The 20,837-nt window shown below is 70.3% G+C and carries 14 protein-coding genes, 1 tRNA gene and 1 pseudogene; 8 read left to right on the top strand and 8 right to left on the bottom strand.

Annotation, left to right across the window (positions count from 1 at the left end; genetic code table 11):
* Window positions 1–33: 33 nt before the first annotated feature.
* The 3 genes from AB0K37_RS24665 to AB0K37_RS24655 form a co-directional block, all read right to left on the bottom strand.
* Entirely contained in the window at window positions 34–687 is a 654-nt protein-coding gene (locus AB0K37_RS24665; RefSeq protein WP_363984888.1) for a response regulator transcription factor, read from the bottom strand.
* A complete protein-coding gene (locus AB0K37_RS24660) occupies window positions 684–1,889 on the bottom strand; it encodes a histidine kinase (protein ID WP_363984886.1) in 1,206 nt (401 codons plus the stop codon). Before AB0K37_RS24660 ends, AB0K37_RS24665 begins: the two co-directional genes overlap by 4 nt.
* 175 nt (window positions 1,890–2,064) lie before the next feature.
* Entirely contained in the window at window positions 2,065–3,024 is a 960-nt protein-coding gene (locus AB0K37_RS24655; protein WP_363984884.1) for an NADP-dependent oxidoreductase, read from the bottom strand.
* Between the two features lie 118 nt (window positions 3,025–3,142).
* On the opposite strand from AB0K37_RS24655, the gene AB0K37_RS24650 reads away from it, so the two are divergent.
* The gene (locus tag AB0K37_RS24650; protein ID WP_363984901.1) at window positions 3,143–4,183 is read left to right on the top strand and encodes a helix-turn-helix domain-containing protein; all 1,041 of its coding nucleotides are present in this window, start codon (window positions 3,143–3,145) and stop codon (window positions 4,181–4,183) included.
* Window positions 4,184–4,249: 66 nt separating this feature from the next.
* Here the strand turns inward: AB0K37_RS24650 and AB0K37_RS24645 are convergent, their stop codons facing one another.
* Window positions 4,250–6,796, bottom strand: a complete 2,547-nt coding sequence (locus AB0K37_RS24645; RefSeq protein ID WP_363984882.1) for an ABC transporter permease — start codon at window positions 6,794–6,796, stop codon at window positions 4,250–4,252.
* A complete protein-coding gene (locus AB0K37_RS24640; protein ID WP_363984880.1) occupies window positions 6,793–7,578 on the bottom strand; it encodes an ABC transporter ATP-binding protein in 786 nt (261 codons plus the stop codon). Before AB0K37_RS24640 ends, AB0K37_RS24645 begins: the two co-directional genes overlap by 4 nt.
* Window positions 7,579–7,820: 242 nt before the next feature.
* On the opposite strand from AB0K37_RS24640, the gene AB0K37_RS24635 reads away from it, so the two are divergent.
* A complete protein-coding gene (locus AB0K37_RS24635; RefSeq protein ID WP_363984878.1) occupies window positions 7,821–8,471 on the top strand; it encodes a TetR/AcrR family transcriptional regulator in 651 nt (216 codons plus the stop codon).
* A gap of 1,525 nt (window positions 8,472–9,996) precedes the next feature.
* Here the strand turns inward: AB0K37_RS24635 and AB0K37_RS24630 are convergent.
* Window positions 9,997–10,632, bottom strand: coding sequence for a hypothetical protein (locus AB0K37_RS24630; protein ID WP_363984876.1), 636 nt, complete (start codon window positions 10,630–10,632; stop codon window positions 9,997–9,999).
* A gap of 896 nt (window positions 10,633–11,528) precedes the next feature.
* Between AB0K37_RS24630 and AB0K37_RS24625 the strand changes: the two genes are divergently transcribed.
* Window positions 11,529–12,113: a hypothetical protein gene (locus tag AB0K37_RS24625; protein WP_363984874.1), complete on the top strand. Its 585-nt coding sequence runs from the start codon at window positions 11,529–11,531 to the stop codon at window positions 12,111–12,113.
* Window positions 12,114–12,126: 13 nt separating this feature from the next.
* Here AB0K37_RS24625 and AB0K37_RS24620 read toward each other — a convergent pair.
* Window positions 12,127–12,212 (bottom strand) — tRNA-Leu (locus AB0K37_RS24620).
* Between the two features lie 121 nt (window positions 12,213–12,333).
* Between AB0K37_RS24620 and AB0K37_RS24615 the strand changes: the two genes are divergently transcribed.
* The 3 genes from AB0K37_RS24615 (at window position 12,334) to AB0K37_RS24605 (ending at window position 16,610) form a co-directional block, all read left to right on the top strand.
* Window positions 12,334–13,644 (top strand): M20/M25/M40 family metallo-hydrolase, encoded by a 1,311-nt coding sequence (locus AB0K37_RS24615; RefSeq protein ID WP_363984899.1) that lies wholly within the window; start codon window positions 12,334–12,336, stop codon window positions 13,642–13,644.
* A 79-nt stretch (window positions 13,645–13,723) separates the two neighbouring features.
* Window positions 13,724–14,434, top strand: coding sequence for a hypothetical protein (locus tag AB0K37_RS24610; RefSeq protein ID WP_363984872.1), 711 nt, complete (start codon window positions 13,724–13,726; stop codon window positions 14,432–14,434).
* 133 nt (window positions 14,435–14,567) lie between these two features.
* The gene (locus tag AB0K37_RS24605; protein ID WP_363984870.1) at window positions 14,568–16,610 is read left to right on the top strand and encodes a chaplin family protein; all 2,043 of its coding nucleotides are present in this window, start codon (window positions 14,568–14,570) and stop codon (window positions 16,608–16,610) included.
* Window positions 16,611–16,952: 342 nt separating this feature from the next.
* On the opposite strand, the gene AB0K37_RS24600 is transcribed toward AB0K37_RS24605, so the two are convergent.
* On the bottom strand, window positions 16,953–17,138 hold the full coding sequence (locus AB0K37_RS24600; RefSeq protein ID WP_179845705.1) for a DUF5703 family protein: 186 nt from the start codon (window positions 17,136–17,138) through the stop codon (window positions 16,953–16,955).
* A 254-nt stretch (window positions 17,139–17,392) separates the two neighbouring features.
* Here AB0K37_RS24600 and topA point away from each other — a divergent pair, with 254 nt between their 5' ends.
* Both topA and AB0K37_RS24590 read left to right on the top strand, forming a co-directional pair.
* Entirely contained in the window at window positions 17,393–20,083 is a 2,691-nt protein-coding gene (gene topA, locus AB0K37_RS24595; RefSeq protein ID WP_363984867.1) for a type I DNA topoisomerase, read from the top strand.
* A gap of 100 nt (window positions 20,084–20,183) precedes the next feature.
* Window positions 20,184–20,837: pseudogene (locus AB0K37_RS24590) on the top strand (dTMP kinase); the annotation flags it as partial.

Below are 20,837 nucleotides of genomic sequence, written 5' to 3'. Positions count from 1 at the left end.
GGGTGCGGCTCCCTCGTGCGAGGGAGCCGCCCCTCAGGAGGGCTCGATCAGCCGGGTCTCGTACGCGGCGATGACGGCTTGGGTGCGGTCGCGGATGCCGAGCTTGGCCAGGACGTTGCTCACGTGGGTCTTCACGGTGTGCTCGCTGACGACCATGGCCGCGGCGATCTCCGCGTTCGACAGGCCGCGGCCCAGCAGGCGCAGGGTCTCGCGCTCCCGCTCGGTCAGGACCGACAGGCGGTCGGAGACCGCCGCGCCGGCGCGCGGGCGGTTGCGCGTGATGTCGGAGATCAGGCGGCGGGTGACGCTGGGCGCGAGCAGCGACTCCCCCACCGCCACCACCCGGACCGCGTGCACGAGGTCGTCGCGGCGCACGTCCTTGAGCAGGAACCCGCTCGCCCCGGCGTAGAGCGCGTCGTAGACGTAGTCGTCCTGGTCGAACGTGGTGAGCATGATCACGCGGGTGCGGGTCTCGGCGCACACGGCCTTCGCGGCCTCGATGCCGTCCATGCCCGGCATGCGGATGTCGAGCAGCGCGACGTCGGGGTCGTGCTCGTTCACCGCGGCGATCGCGGCGGCGCCGTCGTCCGCCTCGCCCACCACCTCGATGTCGGGCTGCGCGTCCAGGATCATCGCGAAGCCGGTGCGGACGAGCTCCTGGTCGTCGGCGAGCACCACCCGGATCACGCGGCCACCGCCGCGGCGCAGGGCAGCGTCGCCGAGACCCGGAACCCGCCGCCCGGCAGGGGACCGGCCTCGGCCGTCCCGCCGCAGGCGGCGGCACGTTCACCGATGCCGATGAGGCCGTCGCCGCCCCGCCGCCAGCCCGGATCGGCTCCGTCCCGGCCCCGCCCGTCGTCCGTCACCGTGATCTCCAGTTCGTGGTCGGTCCAGCGGAGCAGGACCTCGGCCGCCCGCGCGCCGGCGTGCTTCACCGTGTTGGTGAGCGCCTCCTGCACGATGCGGTACGCCGCCAGGTCGGCGTCGGCGGCCAGGTCACGGCGCACGCCCTCGACCGTGAGCCGCACGCGGACCTGGGTGCGGTTGACGTGCTCGACCAGGCCGGGCAGCGCGGCGATGGTCGGCTGAGGCGCGCGTACGCCGTGGTCCTGCTCGTCCTTCAGCACGCCCAGCGTGCGCCGCAGCTGGGCCATCGCGTCCCGGCCGGCGTCGGCGATCGCGTCGAAGACCCGTTCGGCCTGCCCGGGATCGGTGTGGACGACCACCGGACCGGCCTCTGCCTGGACGACCATGAGGCTGACGGCGTGCGCGAGCACGTCGTGCATGTCGCGGGCGATGCGGGCCCGTTCCTCCGCCGCCGCGCGCGCCGCCTCGGCCTGGCGTTCGCGTTCGAGCGCCTCGCGTTCGCGTTCGAGCTGCGCGGATCGTTCCACCAGCGCGTTCGACCGCTCCCGCGCGGTCCGCGCCAACGTGCCGAGCAGGAACGCCGTCATGGGCAGCAGCAGCGTGAACATGAACTCGCCCGCGTCGTTGTTCTTCACAAGCAGCGCGCCGGGCGGGATCGACGCCACGATCACGCCGATGAAACCCCACCGCTGCCAGCGGTGCCGCCCCAGGTCGGCGAGGGTGTAGATCGCCACCAGTGCGCCGTACTGCAGCATCTGGCCTGGCCGGTGGTGCAGCGACACCCCCATGGCGAAGCACGCGACCACCAGCGCGATCGCGAACGGCGCCCGGCGCCGCCACACGAGCGGGACGACCGTGCCGAGGTTGAACACCACACCGAGCGGCGTCACCTCCGGCGCCGTCGCGAACGGCACGAAGACCGGGACGGCGACCGCCGCGGCCACCAGCACGTCCACAAGCCGTCCGCCACCCCCGCGCCGCAGCCACGTCGGGGGACCGAAACCGCGCAACCGATCCGACATCCCCCCAGTATCGGGGCGGTGCGGGCGCGCCGACCTCGCTCGCACGAGGGATCTTCAGCCGGGCGGCGAGCATGCGTCTCCTTCGAGAGCGGGCGCCACGGGCGACCCGAGTGGCAGGTTGACCCGCCACCCGCGCCGGTGCCCTCCCACTACTTCTGGGAAGGCCGGCCCGTGGTCATGCCGCCACCTTCAAGACGATCTTGCCGGTGGTGCGGCCGGTCTCGCCCAGGACGTGCGCCTCGGCGGCCTGTGACAAGGGCAGCACGGTCTCGATCGTGGGTCGGAGCCGGCCGGTGGCGGCGAGGTCGGCGATGGCGGTCAGGGCCGCGTTGTCCGGTTCGACGAGCATGAATCCGGCCCGGATGCCGAGGGCTGCGGCTTGCGGTCTCAGAGCGTCGTCGGCCGGTGAGGCGAGCGAGACCAGCGTTCCCCCAGAGCGCAGGACGCTCAGGGACCGGGGTCCGTAGTCTCCGCCGATGGTGTCGAGCACGATGTCGACGTCCTTGACCGCGGTCGTGAAGTCCGTGGCGGTGTAGTCGATGAGGTCATCGGCGCCCAGTCTCCGCAGGAACGGGTGCTTATCGCGGCGTGCGGTCCCCGTGACGTGGGCGTCGAACGCCTTGGCGATCTGGACGGCGATGTGACCGAGGCCGCCGGCGGCCGCGTGAACCAACACCCGCTGGCCGGGCCGCAGGTGCGCGGTATCGAAGAACGCCTGCCAGGCCGTCAGCGAGACCAGCGGCAGGGCGGCCGCCTCTGTGTGGTCGATATTCGGCGGTTTGCGGACGAAGTGCCGGGCGGGCGCTGTCACGTACTCGGCGTACGCCCCGGCTTGATGCGGGAAACGCGGCATACCGAAGACTTCGTCCCCTTCCTCGAACAGCGTCACCCCCATGCCGACCGCCTCGACCGTCCCCGAGACGTCCCAGCCGACGGCCGGCGGATCCTCCCACAACCCGAGGCCGCCGCTCGCCCGCTGTTTCCAATCGGTCGCGTTGACCCCGGCCGCGTGGACCCGCACCAGGATCTCGCATGGCCCGGGCTCGGGCCGGGGACGTCTCACCTCCCGCAGGAACTCCGGTCCTCCCCATGACTCGACGGTGATGGCCCGCATCTGCTGGGCGGTCTCGTCCATGCTGTCTGTGCTCCTCTTCGACGTGCCGGGCGCCGCCTCGAACGCCCGACGCCCAGACTGTCTGTGTCGGCGGACGGCCACCATTGGCCTGAAGGTCACCTTGTGCCAGGATCTGGCCATGCATCGTGTGGCCGTCCTCGCACTCGACGGCGTCATTCCGTTCGAGTTGGGCATTCCATCGAGGATCTTCGGCGACGCCGTGGGGGCCGATGGCGAACCGCTGTACGAGGTCATCACGTGTACGGTCGACGGTCGACCGGTGACCAGCAGTGCGGGATTCACCATCGGCGTCGAGTGCGGCGCCGAGGCGGTGGGCGGCGCCGATACGGTGGTGATCCCACCTTCCAACGCCCTCGGGCCGGTGCGCGAGCATGGCCGCCTGCCCGAGCCCACGGCCAAGGCGTTGTCTTATATCCGACCAGGCGCCCGTATTGTGTCGATCTGTACAGCGTCGTACGTCCTGGCCGCGGCGGGACTGCTGGACGACCGTCCGGCCACGACGCATTGGCGGGAGGCCGAGCACTTCCAGGGTATGTTCCCCCTTGTCAGGGTCGATCCTGGCGTCCTGTTCGTCGATGACGGCGATGTGTTCACCTCTGCGGGTGCCGCCGCCGGAGTGGACCTGTGCCTGCATCTGGTCCGGCTGGACCACGGCAGCGAAGTCGCGAATCGCGTGGCCCGCGGTTGCGTCGTACCTCCGTGGCGCGACGGCGGCCAGGCGCAGTACATCGAACGGCCCATCCCCGAACCGTCGCAAGCGACAACGGCCGACACTCGGGCCTGGGCGCTGAAGCACCTGGACCGGCCGGTGACGCTGGCCGAACTCGCCGCCCACGCGCGGACGAGCGTGCGCACCTTCACGCGCCGGTTCCGCGACGAGGTCGGGATGACACCAGGCCAGTGGCTCATCAGGCAACGAGTGGAACGAGCCCGTCAACTGCTGGAGGGCAGTGACCTCCCGATCGACCACGTCGCCGAACAGAGCGGGTTCGGTGCCTCGTCCTCCCTCCGGCAGCACTTCCGCGCGATCATCGGCATCTCGCCTGCGGCCTATCGCCGCACCTTCCATGCCCGAGACGGAACCGCGCCCGACCTCGACCCTTGCGGTCTGCCCCGGGTGAGGGCTCCAGGGAGGGGCAGGGCAGTCCGCGGTGGCTGACCTGACCCTTCCCTGGGGCCTCCATCGTGGCTGCTGGCCGGAAGCCCGTTGCCTGTGACGCGTCGGCTACTCGTGGATGCCGACCACCGCGTTGCCGGGTCGGTGGCGCAACAGGGCCAAGGTGGGCAGGAGCGTGGCGGCCAGGACGAGCGCGAGGGCGCCCCCGGCGACCGCCGCGGCGCTCCACCAGGGTCCCGCCGGGGTCACCGATCCCAGCACGCTCAGGCTGAGCGGCATCAGCGTCGTCGCCGCGATCAGCGCTCCGAGGACGACGCCCGCGGCGCAGACCAGGACGGCCTCGATCGCCATCATCTGCATGACCTGCCGGCGGGTGGCGCCGACGAGCCGCAGCAGGGAGAAGTCGCGCCGTCTTTCGACGGCCGCGAGGACCTGGAAGTTGACGAGGGCGATCGCTGCGTAGCCGACGACGACGGCGAGCACCAGATAGGCCATCCACGCCTGGGTGTTGTCCTGGTCCTGCCGGGCGAGAGAGAGCGCATCGCGGTCCGCGACCCGGAGTCCGGGGTGCTGTTCGGCCAGCGCGGACAGCGTCGCCGCCAGCTTGGCCCGGTCCGTTCCGAGCCGGGTGCTCACCATGATCTGTGGTACGAGGCCGGAGTCGGTGTGCCCGATGAGGACCGACGCGGGCAGCAACGCGGTCTCGTAGCCACGCCTGCCGTTCACGGTGGCGACGAGTTTCAGCTCGACCCGCGTGCCGTCGCCGAGCCGCATCGGTACCGGGTCGCCGAGCTTGCGGCCGCCGGCGTACCGGGTCGGCAGGGCGACGGTGTCGCCGTGCAGCGCGTCCAGGCTGCCGCTGGCCGCGCGGTACGCGGTCGTCTGGGCGATCCCTTCGGGGGTGACGCCCAGCAGCGACATGGCGGGGACGTCTGGCGCGTTCTCGCCCCCATCCCCCTCGGCCACGACCGGACCTGCCAGTCCTTCGGGCTCGATGAAGCCGAGGCTGGTGACCTGGGCGGTGGCGGCCGCGACTCCCGGCTGGGCCTTGACCGTGTCGACCAGGTCCAGCGGCAGGCCGGACTCCGAGGTGACCGCGAGGTCGGCCCGCAGGTGCTCCTCGAACGCCTTGTCCGATCCGCTGGACTGAGTGGTCTGCATGTAGGTGAGGGCAAGGGCCAACCCGGTGGCGAGCATGACCGGTAGCACCGCACTGGTGAGCCGGGTGATGCGCGCCCTGACGTTGGCGGTGGCGAGACGGCCGGCGTTCCCGGACACCGCGCGCATCGGCCGGTGCATCATCGCTGTGACGGCCCTGACGAGAACGGGGCCGAGCAGCCCGAACCCGGCCGTCCACACCATCGCCGCCGGGGTCGCGACCCCGGCCGCATCCGGTCCGTCCGCGCCCGCGGTGCCCACCGCGAGTGCGGCGCCGCCGCTGAGGAAGAGGACGGCGAGCCCGAGGCGGACACGGCTGAACCGGCGCCGCCCCAGGGAGGCCTCGGCCAGCGCCTCGGTCGGTCGGGTGCGCGCCGCGCCGTGGGCCGCGATGAACGCGGCGCCGAGCGCGACGAGCAACGCGGCCGCCACCCCGACGATCAGCGGGCCGCTGCCGGCGCGGTACACGATCGTGTCCGGCACCACGCCGGCGCCGGCGAAGGCATCGAGCAGCCACCTGCCCACGTAGGGGCCGGCCGGCCCGGCCAGCGCGGTGGCGACCACGGCCAGGAGTATCGTCTCGCCGAGGATCAGCCGGCGCAGCTGGCCCGGGGTGGTGCCGATCGCGCGGAGCAGGGCCATCTCCCGCTGCCGCTGCTGGATCGACAGGCCCAGGGTGGCGGCGATGATGAACACGGTGACCATGGCCGACAGGCCGCCGAACGCGGCCGCGAGCGCCACCAGGTCGTCGCCGTCGGTGACGACACCCGGGTCCTCGGCCCGGCCGCGTTCGTCACCGGTCAGCACCGAGATCTGCCGGCCCGCGACGGACTTCTCCACGGCTTTCCGGACTTGCCCGACGTCGGCTCCCGCGGCGACGAACACACCGATGGCGCCGACCATGCCGGGACGGCCCGCCGCCGCGGCGGCCCCGGCATCGGAGACGAACACGCTCCCGTCACCGGTCACCAGCCCCGAGATCTCGTACCGTTCGGCGGCGCCGCGCACGACCAGTTCGACCTGCCCGCCGGGCCGCAGCCCGGCCCGCTCGGCCAGGCGCGTGTCCACCACGACCTGACCTGGTCCGGAGGGCGGCACCCCCGTCTCGATCTTGTACTGCGCGAGCCGGGCCGACGACCAGCCGTGGCCGGTCACCGGCACACCGGCCCGGGGCCCCCGCGACAACGAGCTCTGGAACGACACGTCCGGCGCGACGGCGGCGACGCCGGGGACCGCCGCGAGCTCGCCGGCCAGCCGCGCGTCCAGGTGGACCCGCTCGGGGAAGACCTCGTCGGCCGCCGTGCCGTGGTACCGCTGATCGCCGGTGACCACGATCGGCGCGGCCGTCAGCCGCTGAGGCGGCGCCGCGCTGTGCACGCCGGTCTCCAGCAACCCGCCGCAGCCCATCACAATCGCCGCGCCCAGGAACATCGCGATGAACGACGCGAGGAGACCGGCCTTGTGGAAGCGCAGGGTGCGGAGCGCGATCCGGATCACCGGGCACCGCCCTGCGCGACCGGCTCGCCGGCCCGCGCGCCGAGGCGGGTCATGCGCGCGCCGACCTCCTCGACCGTGGGCCGGTCCAGCGAGCCCGCGATCCGGCCGTCGGACAGGAACAGCACACGGTCGGCGTGCGCGGCGGCCACCGGGTCGTGGGTGACCATCACCACCGTCTGTTCCGCCTTCTGGACGGCCTCCCGCAACAGCACCAGAACCTCACGCGCCGTACGGGTGTCCAGCGCGCCGGTCGGCTCGTCACCGAAGACCACCGCCGGCCGGGTGATCAGGGCTCGCGCGATGGCGACGCGCTGCTGCTGCCCGCCCGACAGCTCACCGGGCCTGCTCGCGCGGCGATCGGCCAGGCCGACCCGCTCGATCACATCTTCCACCTCGGCTTTCTTGGGTCTGTGCCCTGCCAGCCGGAGCGGCAGCGTGACGTTGTCCACCACGTTCAACGGGGGAAGCAGGTTGAACGACTGGAAGACGAAGCCGACCCGCTGGCGGCGGAGCCGGGTCAACGCCCGCTCTCCGAGCGTCGACAGATCCACACCGTCGAGCCGGACGGTCCCCGACGTCGGCCTGTCGAGCCCGGCCGCGCACTGCAGGAAGGTGCTCTTTCCCGAGCCGGAAGGGCCCATCACCGCCGTGAAGGTGGCCCGCTGCAAACCGATGCTCACGTCGTCGAGAGCGGTCACGGTGTTCGTTGATCTGCCGTAGACCTTGCGCACGGCATCGAACCGCACGACGTCCTCGGATAGGGGAGTTGAGATTGCATTCATGGTGTGTCCCTAGGGGGAGTCGGCCCGCGAGATGGACCGAGGCGAACGAATCAGAGTCGGGGCCGTCCCGGTCGGGGGATCCACTCGAACGGTCCGGGCCGTGCCGCGCCGTGTCCGGCTTCGACGGACGCCGGGCACCGGCCGTCACCGCCTTCCTTTCGGAATCGCCCGGGGCCGGCGAAGTGAACTGTACAGGCCAGTTCATATGAACTCGACTGTTCAGTTCAGGTAGGATGCCCGTCGTGAGCACAGAACGCAGACCACCCAGCGGCGAGCGGGCAGAACGCAAACGGGCCGCGATCGTGCAGACGGCCCGCCGCGTCTTCCTGCGCGAGGGCTTCGGCGTGGGCATGGAGCAGATCGCGGCCGAGGCCGGCGTCTCCAAGGTCACCGTCTACAACCACTACGGCCGCAAGGAAGACCTGTTCACCGCGGTGATCGGCGACGCGCTGGAAGACGCGCTCGCCGAGGCGCAGACCCGCACCGAGGAATGTCTGTACGGCGGCGACGACCTGGAGGGGGCTCTGGTCGAGACGGCGCGGGCGTGGATCCGCGGCATGGCCACACCCGAATTCCTGGCGCTCCGCACCTTGGTCGGCGCCGAGCTCCGCCGCTTCCCCGAACTGGGCCGGGCATGGAGGGTCAACGGCCCGGGACGCTTCCGCTCGATCATGGCGGTGGTCCTGCAACGCGAGGTCGACCGCGGTGTCCTGGCCATCGCGAACATCGAACTCGCGATCACTCAGCTGTACTCACTGGTGCTGTATCCGCACTTCGCTCACAGCACCTACGGCGACACCATCGACCCGGCCACCACCGACCAGCTCATCACCGACGGCGTGGCCATGTTCCTCAACTTCTATCGGGCCGGCGGACCCACTCCATCCGCATAGGCCGGTCGCAGGCGGATGGGCCCTGGAAGGACACGAGTCCGCCCGCGGCCGCAGCGGGAAACCCGGCGCCGGTGGCGCAGCGGGACGTGCTCGCGAAGATCGCCGAGATGGGGACTCGGACCGGGTCATGGCCGAGCGGGTCCATGCCGTCATCACTGCCGCTACTGCGTGACGCTCGGGTTCAGCGACCAGGCGAAGCCGGACGAGCGCGGCCGGTTTCGCCCTGACCGAAGTGACGGCCGAGGTGGAGGCGCGGATCCTCGCGCTGGTGAAGCAGGCGTTGGCCTGAGGCATCGGTGGCAGGATCGCGCGGACCTGCTCGGCGCGCTCAGGGTGCGCACTCGCCTGGGCGGCACCCGAGGCTCGTCCGGCGGTGCTGGTGCGTACGCCGGTGTCAGCAGGCCGAGAGGCCAGACCCCGTGACGAGGCGGGATTCCCCGCCCCTGAGCCGGGAGGCGACGCGGTGGGGGCGGGCCAGGCAACGCCGGTGACGGGACGGGCGGCCTCCCGGGTAAGCGTGATCAGCTTCGGGGAGACTCGGCTCTTGAAAGCTTATGTTGCTAGGCCAAGACCCGCTCAGAGCACCTTCATCGGCTTATAGCCGCCAATTGCATGTACCGGGCTGGACATTCCGCTCTTAAGCCGCCTGAAATTTTGGAATCGGAAGACTTGAGTGACTGGGGTCTGATCTGCGAGCGAGGTAGGTTCCGCCGGATTCACGAGCAGGGCTTATTTCCACACAAAGCTGGTCGATATGCAAAGTGGGGGTAAGGGGTGCGTGCGAACACGTACGCTGGGGGAGCGTAGCCGGCACCGTCACTACGTGCAGCCAACATATAGGGCTTGCCGTTATCGCTAAGACTGATTCGATACGGCACCCCATCGCGTTCATAGTTTAGATCAAGTGTATAGCGAACATCGCTTGACCCCCATGCAATCACCTCAAACTCCCAGCGTCCTGGGGACTCTGGACTGACGAGGCGTCGACTGTTCTTGAAGATGATAAATGACTCATTGGCGTCATTAAGTTCAAGTATATTCCTCTGCCGAGGATAAGAGGTTGGGGGGTGCCAACCCTTGAGTTCGCAGGAAATGTCAAAACGAGCACTCTGAGTTGCCATTATTTGCACGTTCCGCCCTTCTATGGTGTTTGGTCGAATGACCATTCGACGACTAGTCTTAATTTCAATAACGTAATAAGCATGCTGGACATTGAGGGCGCCTTGTGTGCGCGCCCATCCGTAGAGGCCGACGCAATCCATGCCAGAAGGTGGTGAGGTGGTGGCCAGCGGCTGTGAAAGTCCAAGCTCCCATGGTTCATCGGGAGGTGGCACTGTGCCGGCGGTTACGCTAACCGTGGTGATGCCCGGGTTTGCGCCCAGGCCGTGTGGACTGCCCTGAGCGGCTCTTTTGTCTGAGGGGCCCTGGCGATTGACCTGAGTAGTGAGCCTGATGGAATAACTTACACCCGCACCCAGGGTGATTGCGCTAACGGCGATCAGTAGGCTGCGCTTTGGGTGAAACACTATCTTTGGCCAACCCGGTTCTTTGGTGGGATTTCTATGAACCGGCTTGCCTGAAACCAGAATTCCTGCCGGTAGCGATTCGCTAGCGCGGTGGACCGAAAGGGGCGACCGTCATCATCGATGGTCATCTTCTGATCGCGACCGTTGGTCCATACAGTAACCTCGATCACCCACTCGCAATAGTATTTCGCGGTAGCTGCGACCACATTTATCGGAATCTGTTCTCCTCGCTGGAGAGTGATGAACTTGGAGTCGATGTAGCGTCCGCGAAATTCTCCTTGGACGGTTGTTTCTCGCGCACTGAGATCGGACGAGTCCAGGTCGAATCCAAGTTGAACGACGTCTCCATCTCCCTGGGGAGGACCGTTGACGAAGGCGCCTGCCAATGGTGGGGCGCGTCTAATGATCCTTGCTTTGATCTCTTTAATGAGAAGAGAGTTCTCTCGCCTCCCTTCAAGATCTACTCTTAACCTCGTTAGCATCCGGCCATTGGTGCGATTGAGTTGAAGAGGGTAGGCCATCCGTAGGCCAGAATGTGGCGCCAGGATATTGCTGATAGCTTGCAGGGTCGTCTCGGGAAGTGTCACCTGGGTCTTTTCTTGCGCGGAAAGGGGGGTGGCAGTGGCGAATACCACTCCATCCTGAGGTACAAAAGCGTAACCGGCTTCTGCCCGAAGGGGCTCCCCAGCCTGTGAGCGTGCTGTCTGGTCAGCCTGCACAGAACGATCGGCGCGTATTTCCTGGGAAGGTAAGATAGCCCAGCCGATCAGTACCCCGGCGACAGTCGATCCCAGTGCGATTGCGATTTCCGACGCATGCCGTCTAATCCATCCTTTCTCGCGTGACGCATCGCGCCCGTCGGAGGGGGACTGCTCCTCATTGGAGTTCTGCGATCGCTGCGGCGCCGGACCGCTGCGTTGACGTTGCCTTCGGCGACGCCTCGCCCTTCTGTTCGTTCGCGACATCATGTGCCTAACTGGGATTGCAACACAGACTCGTGGCCTTCTCAGGGTGAAGTACGCGAATCTCGACCTTACCGGCGCAGACGGTACCGCATCCAAAAGATCGTTTTGGTGTCCTCGACGAAACTGGTTGGCTAAGTACCTCTAGCTTCTTTTGGTCACGACGAGTAACTGCAAGAAACGTCGCCCCTCGTAACCGTTCACCTAGTGAAGCGCGACTCAGGAGGGGGCGCCGAGCCAGTCGGGAGGGTGGTACGTCTCTACGCCTGCTCGGAGTCGGCTGGGGGAGTCATCATCACTATCCGCGCTATACAGGTCGTCAGGTCTGGAACAAGCAGCGCAAGGACGAGATCCTGCTCGACGTCGAGGATGTCGCCCTCGCCACACCGCCAGGCTGCGCTGGAACGACCGAGACCAGTGGGTCTGGTTCCGAACAGCGGGCCCATGAAACGTTCATCTCGGTCGAGGATCTCGAAGGCGCCCAGGTCATCCTCGCCTCACGCGGACGTGGCCCTGCGACGCACAAGCCGCACCGGACCCCACGTCCATACGCCTTCCTGGGGGGTGTCTTGTGGGTACTGCGAACGGAAGAGCCAGGGCAACTGGAACAACGACAGGCCTACTACCGATGCCGCTTTCCGACCGAGTACGCGCTCGCCAACAAGGTCGTCCACCCCAAGGTCGTCTACCTCCGCGAGGCCGAGATCATCAAGGGCATCGACACCTGGCTCGTCACAGCGTTTTCGCCGAGCCGCATCGGGCCCGCGATCGAGGCGATGACCGCGCAGGCGCGCGGCACCGAGAACGCGGCCGCTGCCGGACTCCGCAAGCAGCTTGCCACCTGCGACCAGCGCCTCAACCAGTACCGTGCCGCGCTCAACGCGGGCGCCGACGCCGTGCAGGTCGCGGAATGGCTCAACGAGACCGAGCAGGAACGCGCTCGGCTGGAGGGTGAGCTACGCGGCGTTCCCGCAGAACAAGCGGTCACCAGTGAGGGGCTGGCGGAGCTGCTGCACCAGATCGGGAACTCGCTCACGCGGGCGTCCACGCCTGCCCGGACGACAAGGCCGATCTTACGCGGAGCTGGGGCAGGGGGTGGTGTGCTACCCGCAGAATCAACTAGTGGAAGCCAGGGTGGCCCTGGCTTCCACTAGTGTTAATGATCTGTGTCCGAGGGGGGACTTGAACCCCCATGCCCCGTAAAGGGCACTAGCACCTCAAGCTAGCGCGTCTGCCTATTCCGCCACCCGGACCGGTCGCAGGCCGCAGCGGGGCTGCGGCGGCGGAGTTCACCATACCAAAGGTGGCGAGTCGCGGCGAAGTCGATCGGCGGGGCACCATGGGACGGTACGCGAGCGACGCGAGGTGATCATTGTGGTGCGGCAGCCGACCGCCGAGGACGAGGTCGTCCGGCTCTGCCAGGAGCTGATCCGGATCGACACCAGCAACCCGGGCGACCACTCGGGCCCGGGGGAACGGGCGGCGGCGGAGTACGTCGCGGAGAAGCTGGAGGAGGTCGGGCTGGAGACCCGGATCTTCGAGTCGCATCCGGGGCGGGCCAGCCTGGTCGCGCGGATCGAGGGGGAGGATCCGGGGCGGGACGCCCTGCTCCTGCACGGGCATCTCGACGTGGTGCCGGCGCGCAAGGAGGACTGGACGCGCGACCCGTTCGGCGGGGAGATCGCCGACGGGTGCGTCTGGGGGCGCGGGGCCGTGGACATGAAGGACATGGACGCGATGATCCTCGCGGTGGCGCGGCAGCGCCTGCGGGAGGGGCGCAGGCCGCCGCGGGACGTGGTGCTCGCCTTCCTGGCCGACGAGGAGGCCGGGGGGAAGTGGGGCGCGCACTGGCTGGTGCGGGAGCATCCCGAGTTGTTCGAGGGGTGCACCGAGGCCGTGGGGGAGGTCGGCGGGTTCAGCCTGACGGTGCCCGGGGACCGGCGGATGTACCTCATCGAGACGGCGGAGAAGGGCATCGCGTGGATGAACCTGACCGCCACGGGGACGGCCGGCCACGGGTCGATGGTGCATCCCGACAACGCGGTCACGGCGCTGGCGGCGGCGGTCGCGCGGCTGGGGGCGCACGAGTTCCCGGTGCGGCTGACGAAGTCGGTGCGGGCGTTCCTGGAGCGGGCCTGCATGGCGTACGGTGTCGAGTTCGATCCGGAAAATCCGGAAAAGTGCCTTGAAAAGATCGGGCCGCTCGCGCGAATGATCGGCGCGACGCTGCGGAACACACTCAACCCGACGCGTCTGGATGCCGGTTACAAGTCGAATGTGATCCCGCAGACCGCCACCGCCCAGGTGGACGGACGATTCCTTCCCGGGCACGAGACGGAATTCTTCGCTGTAGTGGACGAACTCCTCGGTCCGGACGTTAAGCGGGATTTCGTCCACCATGACCGCGCGGTCGAGACGGACTACGAGGGCGCGCTCGTCGCGGCGATGGAGGCGGCGCTGACCTCGGAGGACGCGGGCGCGCTGCCGGTGCCGTACTGCCTGAGCGGCGGGACGGACGCCAAGGCGTTCTCCACCCTGGGCATGCGGTGCTTCGGTTTCGCGCCGCTGAAATTGCCCCCAGAATTGGACTTTTCCGGAATGTTCCATGGGGTCGACGAGCGCGTTCCCGTGGACGGTCTGCGCTTCGGCGTCAGGGTTCTCGACACATTCCTTGATCGCTCCTGAATTTGCCATCACCAGAGCTTTCCGTGGTGCTATCGTCACCATTCGTTGAGGACGGATCGGTCGCAGCGGAGGGTGTCCGGTGGCAGGTGGCGCGGTGCGGGTCGGGGCGGTATCCGCCCTGCTGCGCCGTGCCGCCGCCGGGCGTTCCGTGCGGCGCCTGCTGGTCCTCGGCGGGCTGCTGATCGCCGGCTGGCTCCTCGGGTGCGCGGCGCAGGTCGCGCACGCCGACGAGCCGCCGCCCGCGCCCGTGACGGGGGTCGTCGAGAAGACGCCCCTGCTGGGCGACGCGGTCCAGACCGTCCGCGAGCGCCGGCCGGTGCGGGAGGCGCCCGGCGTCGCCGCCCCGGTCGAGATCGTGGGCGTGGTGGCGCCGGAGCCGCGTGAAGAGAAGGCCGCGCACGACGTGCCGCCGCCTCGGCCGGAGGTTCGGGTCGAGCCGCCGGCCGAGCGGGAGCCCAGGCCGGTCGTGACCGAGGTCGCCGCCGCGCCCGAGACGCACCGCAAGCCGTCCGCGCCCGCTGTTTCCAGCCTTTCCCGGACGCGACCCGGCGCCGGCCACGCGGCCCGCCATGTCGCCGTCCGGCACCATCCCGCACCGAGCCCAGTGCCCGAGAAGCCGGGCACGCATTCGGTGACCGGCGGCGTCATCGCGTCCGGCGTCGCCGCCGGGTTCCCGGCTGCCGGGACTCCGGCCCCCGCACCTCGCCGGGCCTCACTGCGCCCTGTCTTCGGCGCCGTGCCACCGGCCGTCCGCACCGCCGCGGACGAGCCCTCCTTCGCGCCCGACTAGTTCCGACCCCAGTCTCCGGACGCGTGCCCGTGCGGCTCGGGCGCGCCGATCCGGTCTTCCGCCGTGCGCTCATGCGCGGCCTTCCCCCGAGACACACCTGTCTCTTCTTCACCAACTCTCCCCTAGGAGCATCATGCGAACGTGGGCAAAGGGCACCTCGCGTGCCGTGCTGACCGCGGGCTTCGTCGCCCTCGGCGTCAGCGCCATCCCCGTCAACGCCTTCGCCGACGTCACGTCCGGAAACGGCGGCGTCCTGAGCGGCAACCAGGTCAACGCGCCGATCTCCGCGCCCGTCGACGTGAGCGGCAACGCCGCCTCGCTGGTGGGCGGCAGCCGGGCGTCGTCCCGCGGCGGCGCCAAGGTCGAGCAGGGCGGCAGCGGCGGCGGCCAGCGGACGTCCGGCAAGCGCGGCGTCGCGTCCGGCAACCAGGTCAACGCCCCGATCTCCCTTCCGGTGAACGCCTGCGGCAACGCCGTCGCGGTCGTCGGCGGATCCCAGGCCGGCTGCGAGGGCGGCGCCAAGGTCAAGGGCAGCGGCAAGGGCGGCCAGACCACGGACGGGACGGACGGCGTCCTGAGCGGCAACCAGGTCAAGGCCCCGGTCTCCGCGCCCGTCAACGCGTGCGGCAACGGCGTCGCCGTGGTCGGGAAGGCGCTCGCGGGCTGCGAGGGAGGCTCGAAGGTCAAGAGCGGCGGGAACACCGGGTCGAAGCAGCAGACGTCCGGCGTCCGCGGCGTCGGCGGCGGCAACCAGGCCGACGTCCCGATCAGCGTGCCCGTGGACGCCTGCGGCAACGCGGTCGGCAACGCGGTGGCGGCGTGCGAGGGCGGCGCCTCCGTCCGCAACGGCGGCCACCGGACGGGGCGGCAGACCACCTCCGGTGTGCGCGGGATCCTCTCCGGAAACCAGGGCAACGCCCCGATCAGCATTCCGGTGACGGCGTGCGGCAACGCCGCGGCCCTCGTCGGGGAGGCCGGCGCGCTCTGCGAGGGCGGCGCCCACGTGCGCAGCGGGTCCGGGGGCGACCAGCAGACCTCCGGGGCGCGGGGGATCCTGTCCGGAAACCAGGGCAACGCCCCGGTCTCCGTTCCCGCCGAGGTCTGCGGCAACGCGGCGGCCGTCGTCGGCGGCGCGGCGGCGGCGTGCAACGGCCAGAGCCTCGTCAAAGGCCCGCACGGCTCGGGGTCGAAGACCTCCGGCGACCAGGGCACCGGCTCGGGGAACCAGGCGAACGCGCCGGTCCAGGCCCCCGCGGAGGTGTGCGGCAACGCCGCCGCCGCGGTCGGCATGGCCTCCGCGGTGTGCGACGAGCCCGGCAACGGCGGGTACGAGCCCTACTCCCGGACGACCGGCACCGCGCCCCGTCCCGGTTCGAAGATCGACCCGCCCGCGGTCGGCGGCCTCGACGGCGCCCCCGTCCTGAGCGGCGGATCCGGCCTGGTCGACGGCCTGCCGACCGGGTCCGCGGGGCGGAACCAGCGCACCGCGCTCGACGGTGACGGCGCACCGGCGGCCGTCTCGCTCCTGGACACGCAGGCCCTGCCGGGCGGCGCCGGGCTCCCCAAGGTGAACGGCCGCAGTGCGGCGGCCGGTGCGCCGGTCGACGGCGGCCTTCCCGTGCTGGGAGGCCCGCGGTCGCTGACCGACACCGCGTCGAAGCTGAGCCCGGTCGAGCTGCCCAAGGGCGCCTCCCTGGTGGGAACCGTCCTCCAGGACCAGCCGGCCCGGGGCGCGATGTCCAGGTCGAAGGGCCTGCCGACCGGCACCGGCCTGCCGCAGGTGCCCGGCCTGCCGAAGGTGGGCGTCCTGCCGAACGTGAACGGCGCGTCGCAGGTTCTCCCCGCGGCGAAGGTGCTTCCCCAGGCCCAGGGCCTGGCCGGGAAGAGTGCGCCGGTGAAGGCCAGGGCCGAGCGCGTCCGGCCGGCCGAGGCGGCGCCGGGCACGGGCTCGCTGCCCGTGAAGCCGATCGTGCCGGTCGACGTCCGCGGCCTGGCGACCGCCGAGATCGCGGACGTGCCCGGCCGGATCGGCCCGATGAGCCCGGTCGCGTCCACGCAGAAGATCACGCCGGGGACCAGGACGGGCGCGACGCTGCTCGCGGCGGTCTCGGGGGTGCTGGCCGCCGCGGCCGGGGCCCTGGTGCTGAGCCGGCGGATCCGGGTGGGCCGCCGCTAGATCCACCAGACCGCGGGTGAGCCGGCCTCGGGCCGGCATGCGGAAGACCTTCGCCCGTCCCGGAGGCGCGGACCGGGGCGGGCGAAGCCATACCCTCGAACAGGCGAAGCCGTACCCGTGAGCGGGTGAAGTCGTGCCCGTGGACGGGTGCGGGTGTTTATGTGAACGGGGAGGCTGCGTTCGCGGGGCGCTGACGGCGCGTTCGCGGGGCGCTGACGGCGAGGTCCGCAGGCTGGTGGCGCCGGGTTCGCGGGCGGCGGGGCGGGCGTGGGGCCGACACAGTAACGTCACGTCAAGGAATCCGTACGCAGTGCTACGCTCCGGACAGGCCGCTGGGAACGGTCAGAAAGTGCGGACCGCGCGGATGACCTTGCGGCGCAGTTGAATACGACGGCGGCCGTCCGGGTACAGGCGCAAGCGATCGAGTTCCCAGCCGCCGTGCTCCGCGTGCTCGGTCATGATCCGCCGGGCGGCGTCACGGGTGGTACCGCGCGGCAGTGACAGGACGAGGTAGGTGTACTCCGCCATTGCGACCATTATTACTTGGTCTACCGGCCGTGCGGCACCGTACCGTGGCCTCCCCGTCCGCGCGGTGCGCGGCGGCGTGTCATCCTGTCGGGGGCGTGCGGCGGTGAGAATCCCGCCCCTCCGCGGGGGCGGCACGATGATCGCAGGGCGGCGGCGGGAAGGCGCGGGCACAAACACGCCGCCATGCGACGTTGTACGAAGCCGGTAGGAAGAGCCTGAGTCAGAGGACCCGAGACAGCGAGGTTGGAGCGACTGTGCCAGCCAAGAACGGCACCGCGAGCAGTGGCCGGGGCAACGGCGCGGGGACGCGCCTGGTGATCGTCGAGTCGCCCGCGAAGGCGAAGACGATCGCCGGTTACCTGGGCCGCGGTTACATCGTGGAGTCCAGTATCGGCCATATCCGGGACCTGCCCGGAAGCGCCTCGGAGGTGCCGGCCAAGTACAAGGGCGAGCCGTGGGCGAAGCTCGGCGTGAACGTCGAGCACGAGTTCGAGCCGCTGTACGTGGTCAACTCCGACAAGCGCCAGCAGGTGCAGAAGCTCAAGAAGCTGCTGGCCGAGGCCGACGAGCTCTTCCTCGCGACGGACGAGGACCGGGAGGGCGAGGCGATCGCCTGGCACCTCCAGGACGTCCTGAAGCCGAAGGTCCCCGTGCACCGGATGGTCTTCAACGAGATCACCAAGGACGCGATCCAGCGCGCCGCCGCGAACCCGCGCCAGCTGAACATGCGCCTGGTGGACGCGCAGGAGACCCGCCGCATCCTGGACCGCCTCTACGGGTACGAGGTCAGCCCCGTCCTGTGGAAGAAGGTCATGCCGAAGCTGTCGGCGGGCCGCGTGCAGTCGGTGGCGACGCGGCTGGTCGTCGAGCGGGAGCGGGAGCGGATCGCCTTCGTGCCCGCCCACTACTGGGACATCGCGGCCCAGCTCGACACCGGCAAGGACGAGGAGCCGACGGCCTTCAAGGCCGGGCTCGTCTCCGTGGACGGCAGGCGCGTCGCGCAGGGCCGCGACTTCGGTTCCGACGGCGTCCTGAAGACGAAGGACGCGCTGCACCTGGACGAGGCCGCGGCGACGGCCCTCGCCGAGCGCCTGCGCGGCCGCCCGTACGAGGTGAAGTCGGTCGAGCGCAAGCCGTACACGCGCCGCCCGTACCCCCCGTTCCGGACGACGACGCTCCAGCAGGAGGCCAGCCGCAAGCTGAGCTTCTCCGCGAAGTACACGATGTCGGTCGCGCAGAAGCTGTACGAGAACGGCTTCATCACCTACATGCGAACCGACTCGATCACGCTGTCGGAGACCGCGATCACGGCGGCGCGGCGGCAGGCGGCGTCGCTGTTCGGCGGCGAGTACGTCCCGGACAAGCCGCGCGTCTACACGTCCAAGGTGAAGAACGCGCAGGAGGCGCACGAGGCGATCCGCCCGGCGGGCGACACGTTCCGCACGCCCGCGGAGACGGGCCTGTCCGGCGACCAGTTCCGGCTGTACGAGCTGATCTGGAAGCGGACGATCGCGTCCCAGATGAAGGACGCCGTCGGCCAGTCGGTGTCGATCCGGGTCACCGGGACGTCGACGCGGAACGAGCGCGCGGAGTTCGGCGCGACCGGCAAGACGATCACGTTCCACGGTTTCCTCAAGGCCTACGTGGAGAGCGCCGACGACCCGTCCACGGACCGGGACGACCAGGAGCGGCGGCTGCCGAACCTGGCCGAGGGCGACCCGCTGACCGCGAGCGCGGTGGACGCCGAGGGCCACTCGACCCGCCCGCCGGCCCGCTACACCGAGGCCAGCCTGGTCAAGGAGCTGGAGGAGCGGGAGATCGGGCGTCCGTCGACCTACGCCTCGATCATCGGAACGATTCTGGCGCGGGAGTACGTGTTCAAGAAGGGCACGGCGCTCGTCCCGTCGTTCCTGGCCTTCGCCGTGGTGAACCTGCTGGAGCAGCACTTCGGCAACCTGGTCGACTACGACTTCACCGCCCACATGGAGGACGGCCTCGACGAGATCGCCCGCGGCGAGGCCGAGCGCGTCCGCTGGCTGACCCGGTTCTACTTCGGCGACACCGGTGAGGAGGGCCTGAAGGAGCTGGTCGGCGACATCGGCGACATCGACGCCAAGGGGATCAGCTCGTTCCCGATCAAGGGCACCGACATCATGGTGCGGGTCGGCCGGTACGGGCCGTACCTCGACCGGGACGGCGAGCGCGTCAACATCCCCGAGGACATCGCGCCGGACGAGCTGACCGCCGAGAAGGCCGAGGAGCTGTTCGCGCAGCCGTCGGGCGACCGGGAGCTCGGCGCCGACCCCGAGACCGGCCACACGATCGTCGCCAAGTCGGGGCGGTTCGGTCCCTACGTCACCGAGATCCTGCCCGAGCCGGCGCCGCCGGCCGACGGCAAGAAGCGGACGAAGAAGGCCGAGGCCGCCAAGCCGCGCACGTCGTCGCTGTTCAAGTCGATGTCGCTCGACACGATCACCCTCGATGACGCGTTGAAGCTGCTGTCGCTGCCGCGCACGCTGGGCGAGCTGGACGGCGAGCCGGTGACCGCGCAGAACGGCCGCTTCGGCCCGTACATCAAGAGGGGCTCCGACAGCCGGTCGCTCGGCTCGGAGGAGGAGCTGTTCACGGTCACGCTGGAGCGGGCGAAGGAGCTGCTGGCGCAGCCCAAGCAGCGCGGCCGCCGGGCCGCGGCCGCCGCGCCGCTGCGCGAGCTGGGCAAGGACCCGGCGAGCGGGGAGCCGGTCGTGGTGAAGGAGGGCCGGTTCGGCCCGTACGTCACCGACGGCGAGACGAACGCCAGCCTGCGCAAGGGCGACGAGGTCGAGTCGATCACGATCCAGCGCGCCGCGGAACTGCTCGCGGAGCGCCGGGAGAAGGTCGCCGCGGGCGGCGGGAAGAAGAAGGCGGCGCCGCGCCGTCGAACCTCCGCAAAGTCCGGTTCATAGGGACATCTACGCCGATACCCTGACCGACATGACCAGAACGGGCGCACCCCGGCCGCACCCCGCAGCGTCACCGCCGCCGGGCGTTTCGTCGCTTTCGTCGATGGGGCCGTTCCGGCGGCTCCGGATGGCGCTGGCGCTGTCCAGCACCGCCCAGTGGATCGGCGTACCCGCGCTGACCGCCATGGCGGCGATGCTGACGCGCGGCGACGGCGCCGCCGCGCAGGCGCAGGCGATCGGCGGCACGCTGGCGCTGATGCTGCTGCCCGCGGTGGTGCTCCCGCCGGTCGCGGGGCTGCTCGCGGCCCGCGTCGACCGCCGGCTGATGCTGATCATCGCGGACGTGCTGCGGCTGGTGGTCGTCGTGACGGTGCCGCTCGTGCACGCGCTGCCGTGGACGCTCGCCGCCGCGTTCCTCGTCTCGTGCCTGAGCCTGCTGTGGATACCGGCGGCGCGCGCGTCCCTGCCCGCCCTGGTCACGGACGAGGAGTCGCGGCCCGCCGCGCGCCGCGCCGCGACCCGCGTCCTCTACGGCCCGGCGCCCGCCGCCGCGCTGCTGTTCGCCGTCCTCGCGCTCGTCGCGAACGGGACGCTCGGCGCCGGTTCCCGCGCCGACCTCGCCCTGTACGTGACGGCGGGCCTGTTCCTCGTGGCGGCCGCCGTCGTGGCGATGGCCGGCGAGATCCCGGCGACCGAGCCGGTCGCGGCCGGGTCGCCGCTGAAACTGATCTTCCAGGGCCCGGGGTCGGCCGCCGCG

It is taken from the genome of Actinomadura sp. NPDC049753 (assembly GCF_040674655.1).
Classification (GTDB): domain Bacteria; phylum Actinomycetota; class Actinomycetes; order Streptosporangiales; family Streptosporangiaceae; genus Spirillospora; species Spirillospora verrucosospora.
This window is presented reverse-complemented; position numbering and strand designations above follow the sequence as displayed.

Excerpts from the sequence above, each read along its gene's own strand:
- AB0K37_RS24660 (WP_363984886.1), bottom strand. The coding sequence starts at position 1,889 with ATGTCGGATCGGTTGCGCGGTTTCGGTCCCCCGACGTGGCTGCGGCGC.
- AB0K37_RS24655 (WP_363984884.1), bottom strand. The coding sequence starts at position 3,024 with ATGGACGAGACCGCCCAGCAGATGCGGGCCATCACCGTCGAGTCATGG.
- AB0K37_RS24650 (WP_363984901.1), top strand. The coding sequence starts at position 3,143 with ATGCATCGTGTGGCCGTCCTCGCACTCGACGGCGTCATTCCGTTCGAG.
- AB0K37_RS24640 (WP_363984880.1), bottom strand. The coding sequence starts at position 7,578 with ATGAATGCAATCTCAACTCCCCTATCCGAGGACGTCGTGCGGTTCGAT.
- AB0K37_RS24605 (WP_363984870.1), top strand. The coding sequence starts at position 14,568 with ATGCGAACGTGGGCAAAGGGCACCTCGCGTGCCGTGCTGACCGCGGGC.
- AB0K37_RS24600 (WP_179845705.1), bottom strand. The coding sequence starts at position 17,138 with ATGGCGGAGTACACCTACCTCGTCCTGTCACTGCCGCGCGGTACCACC.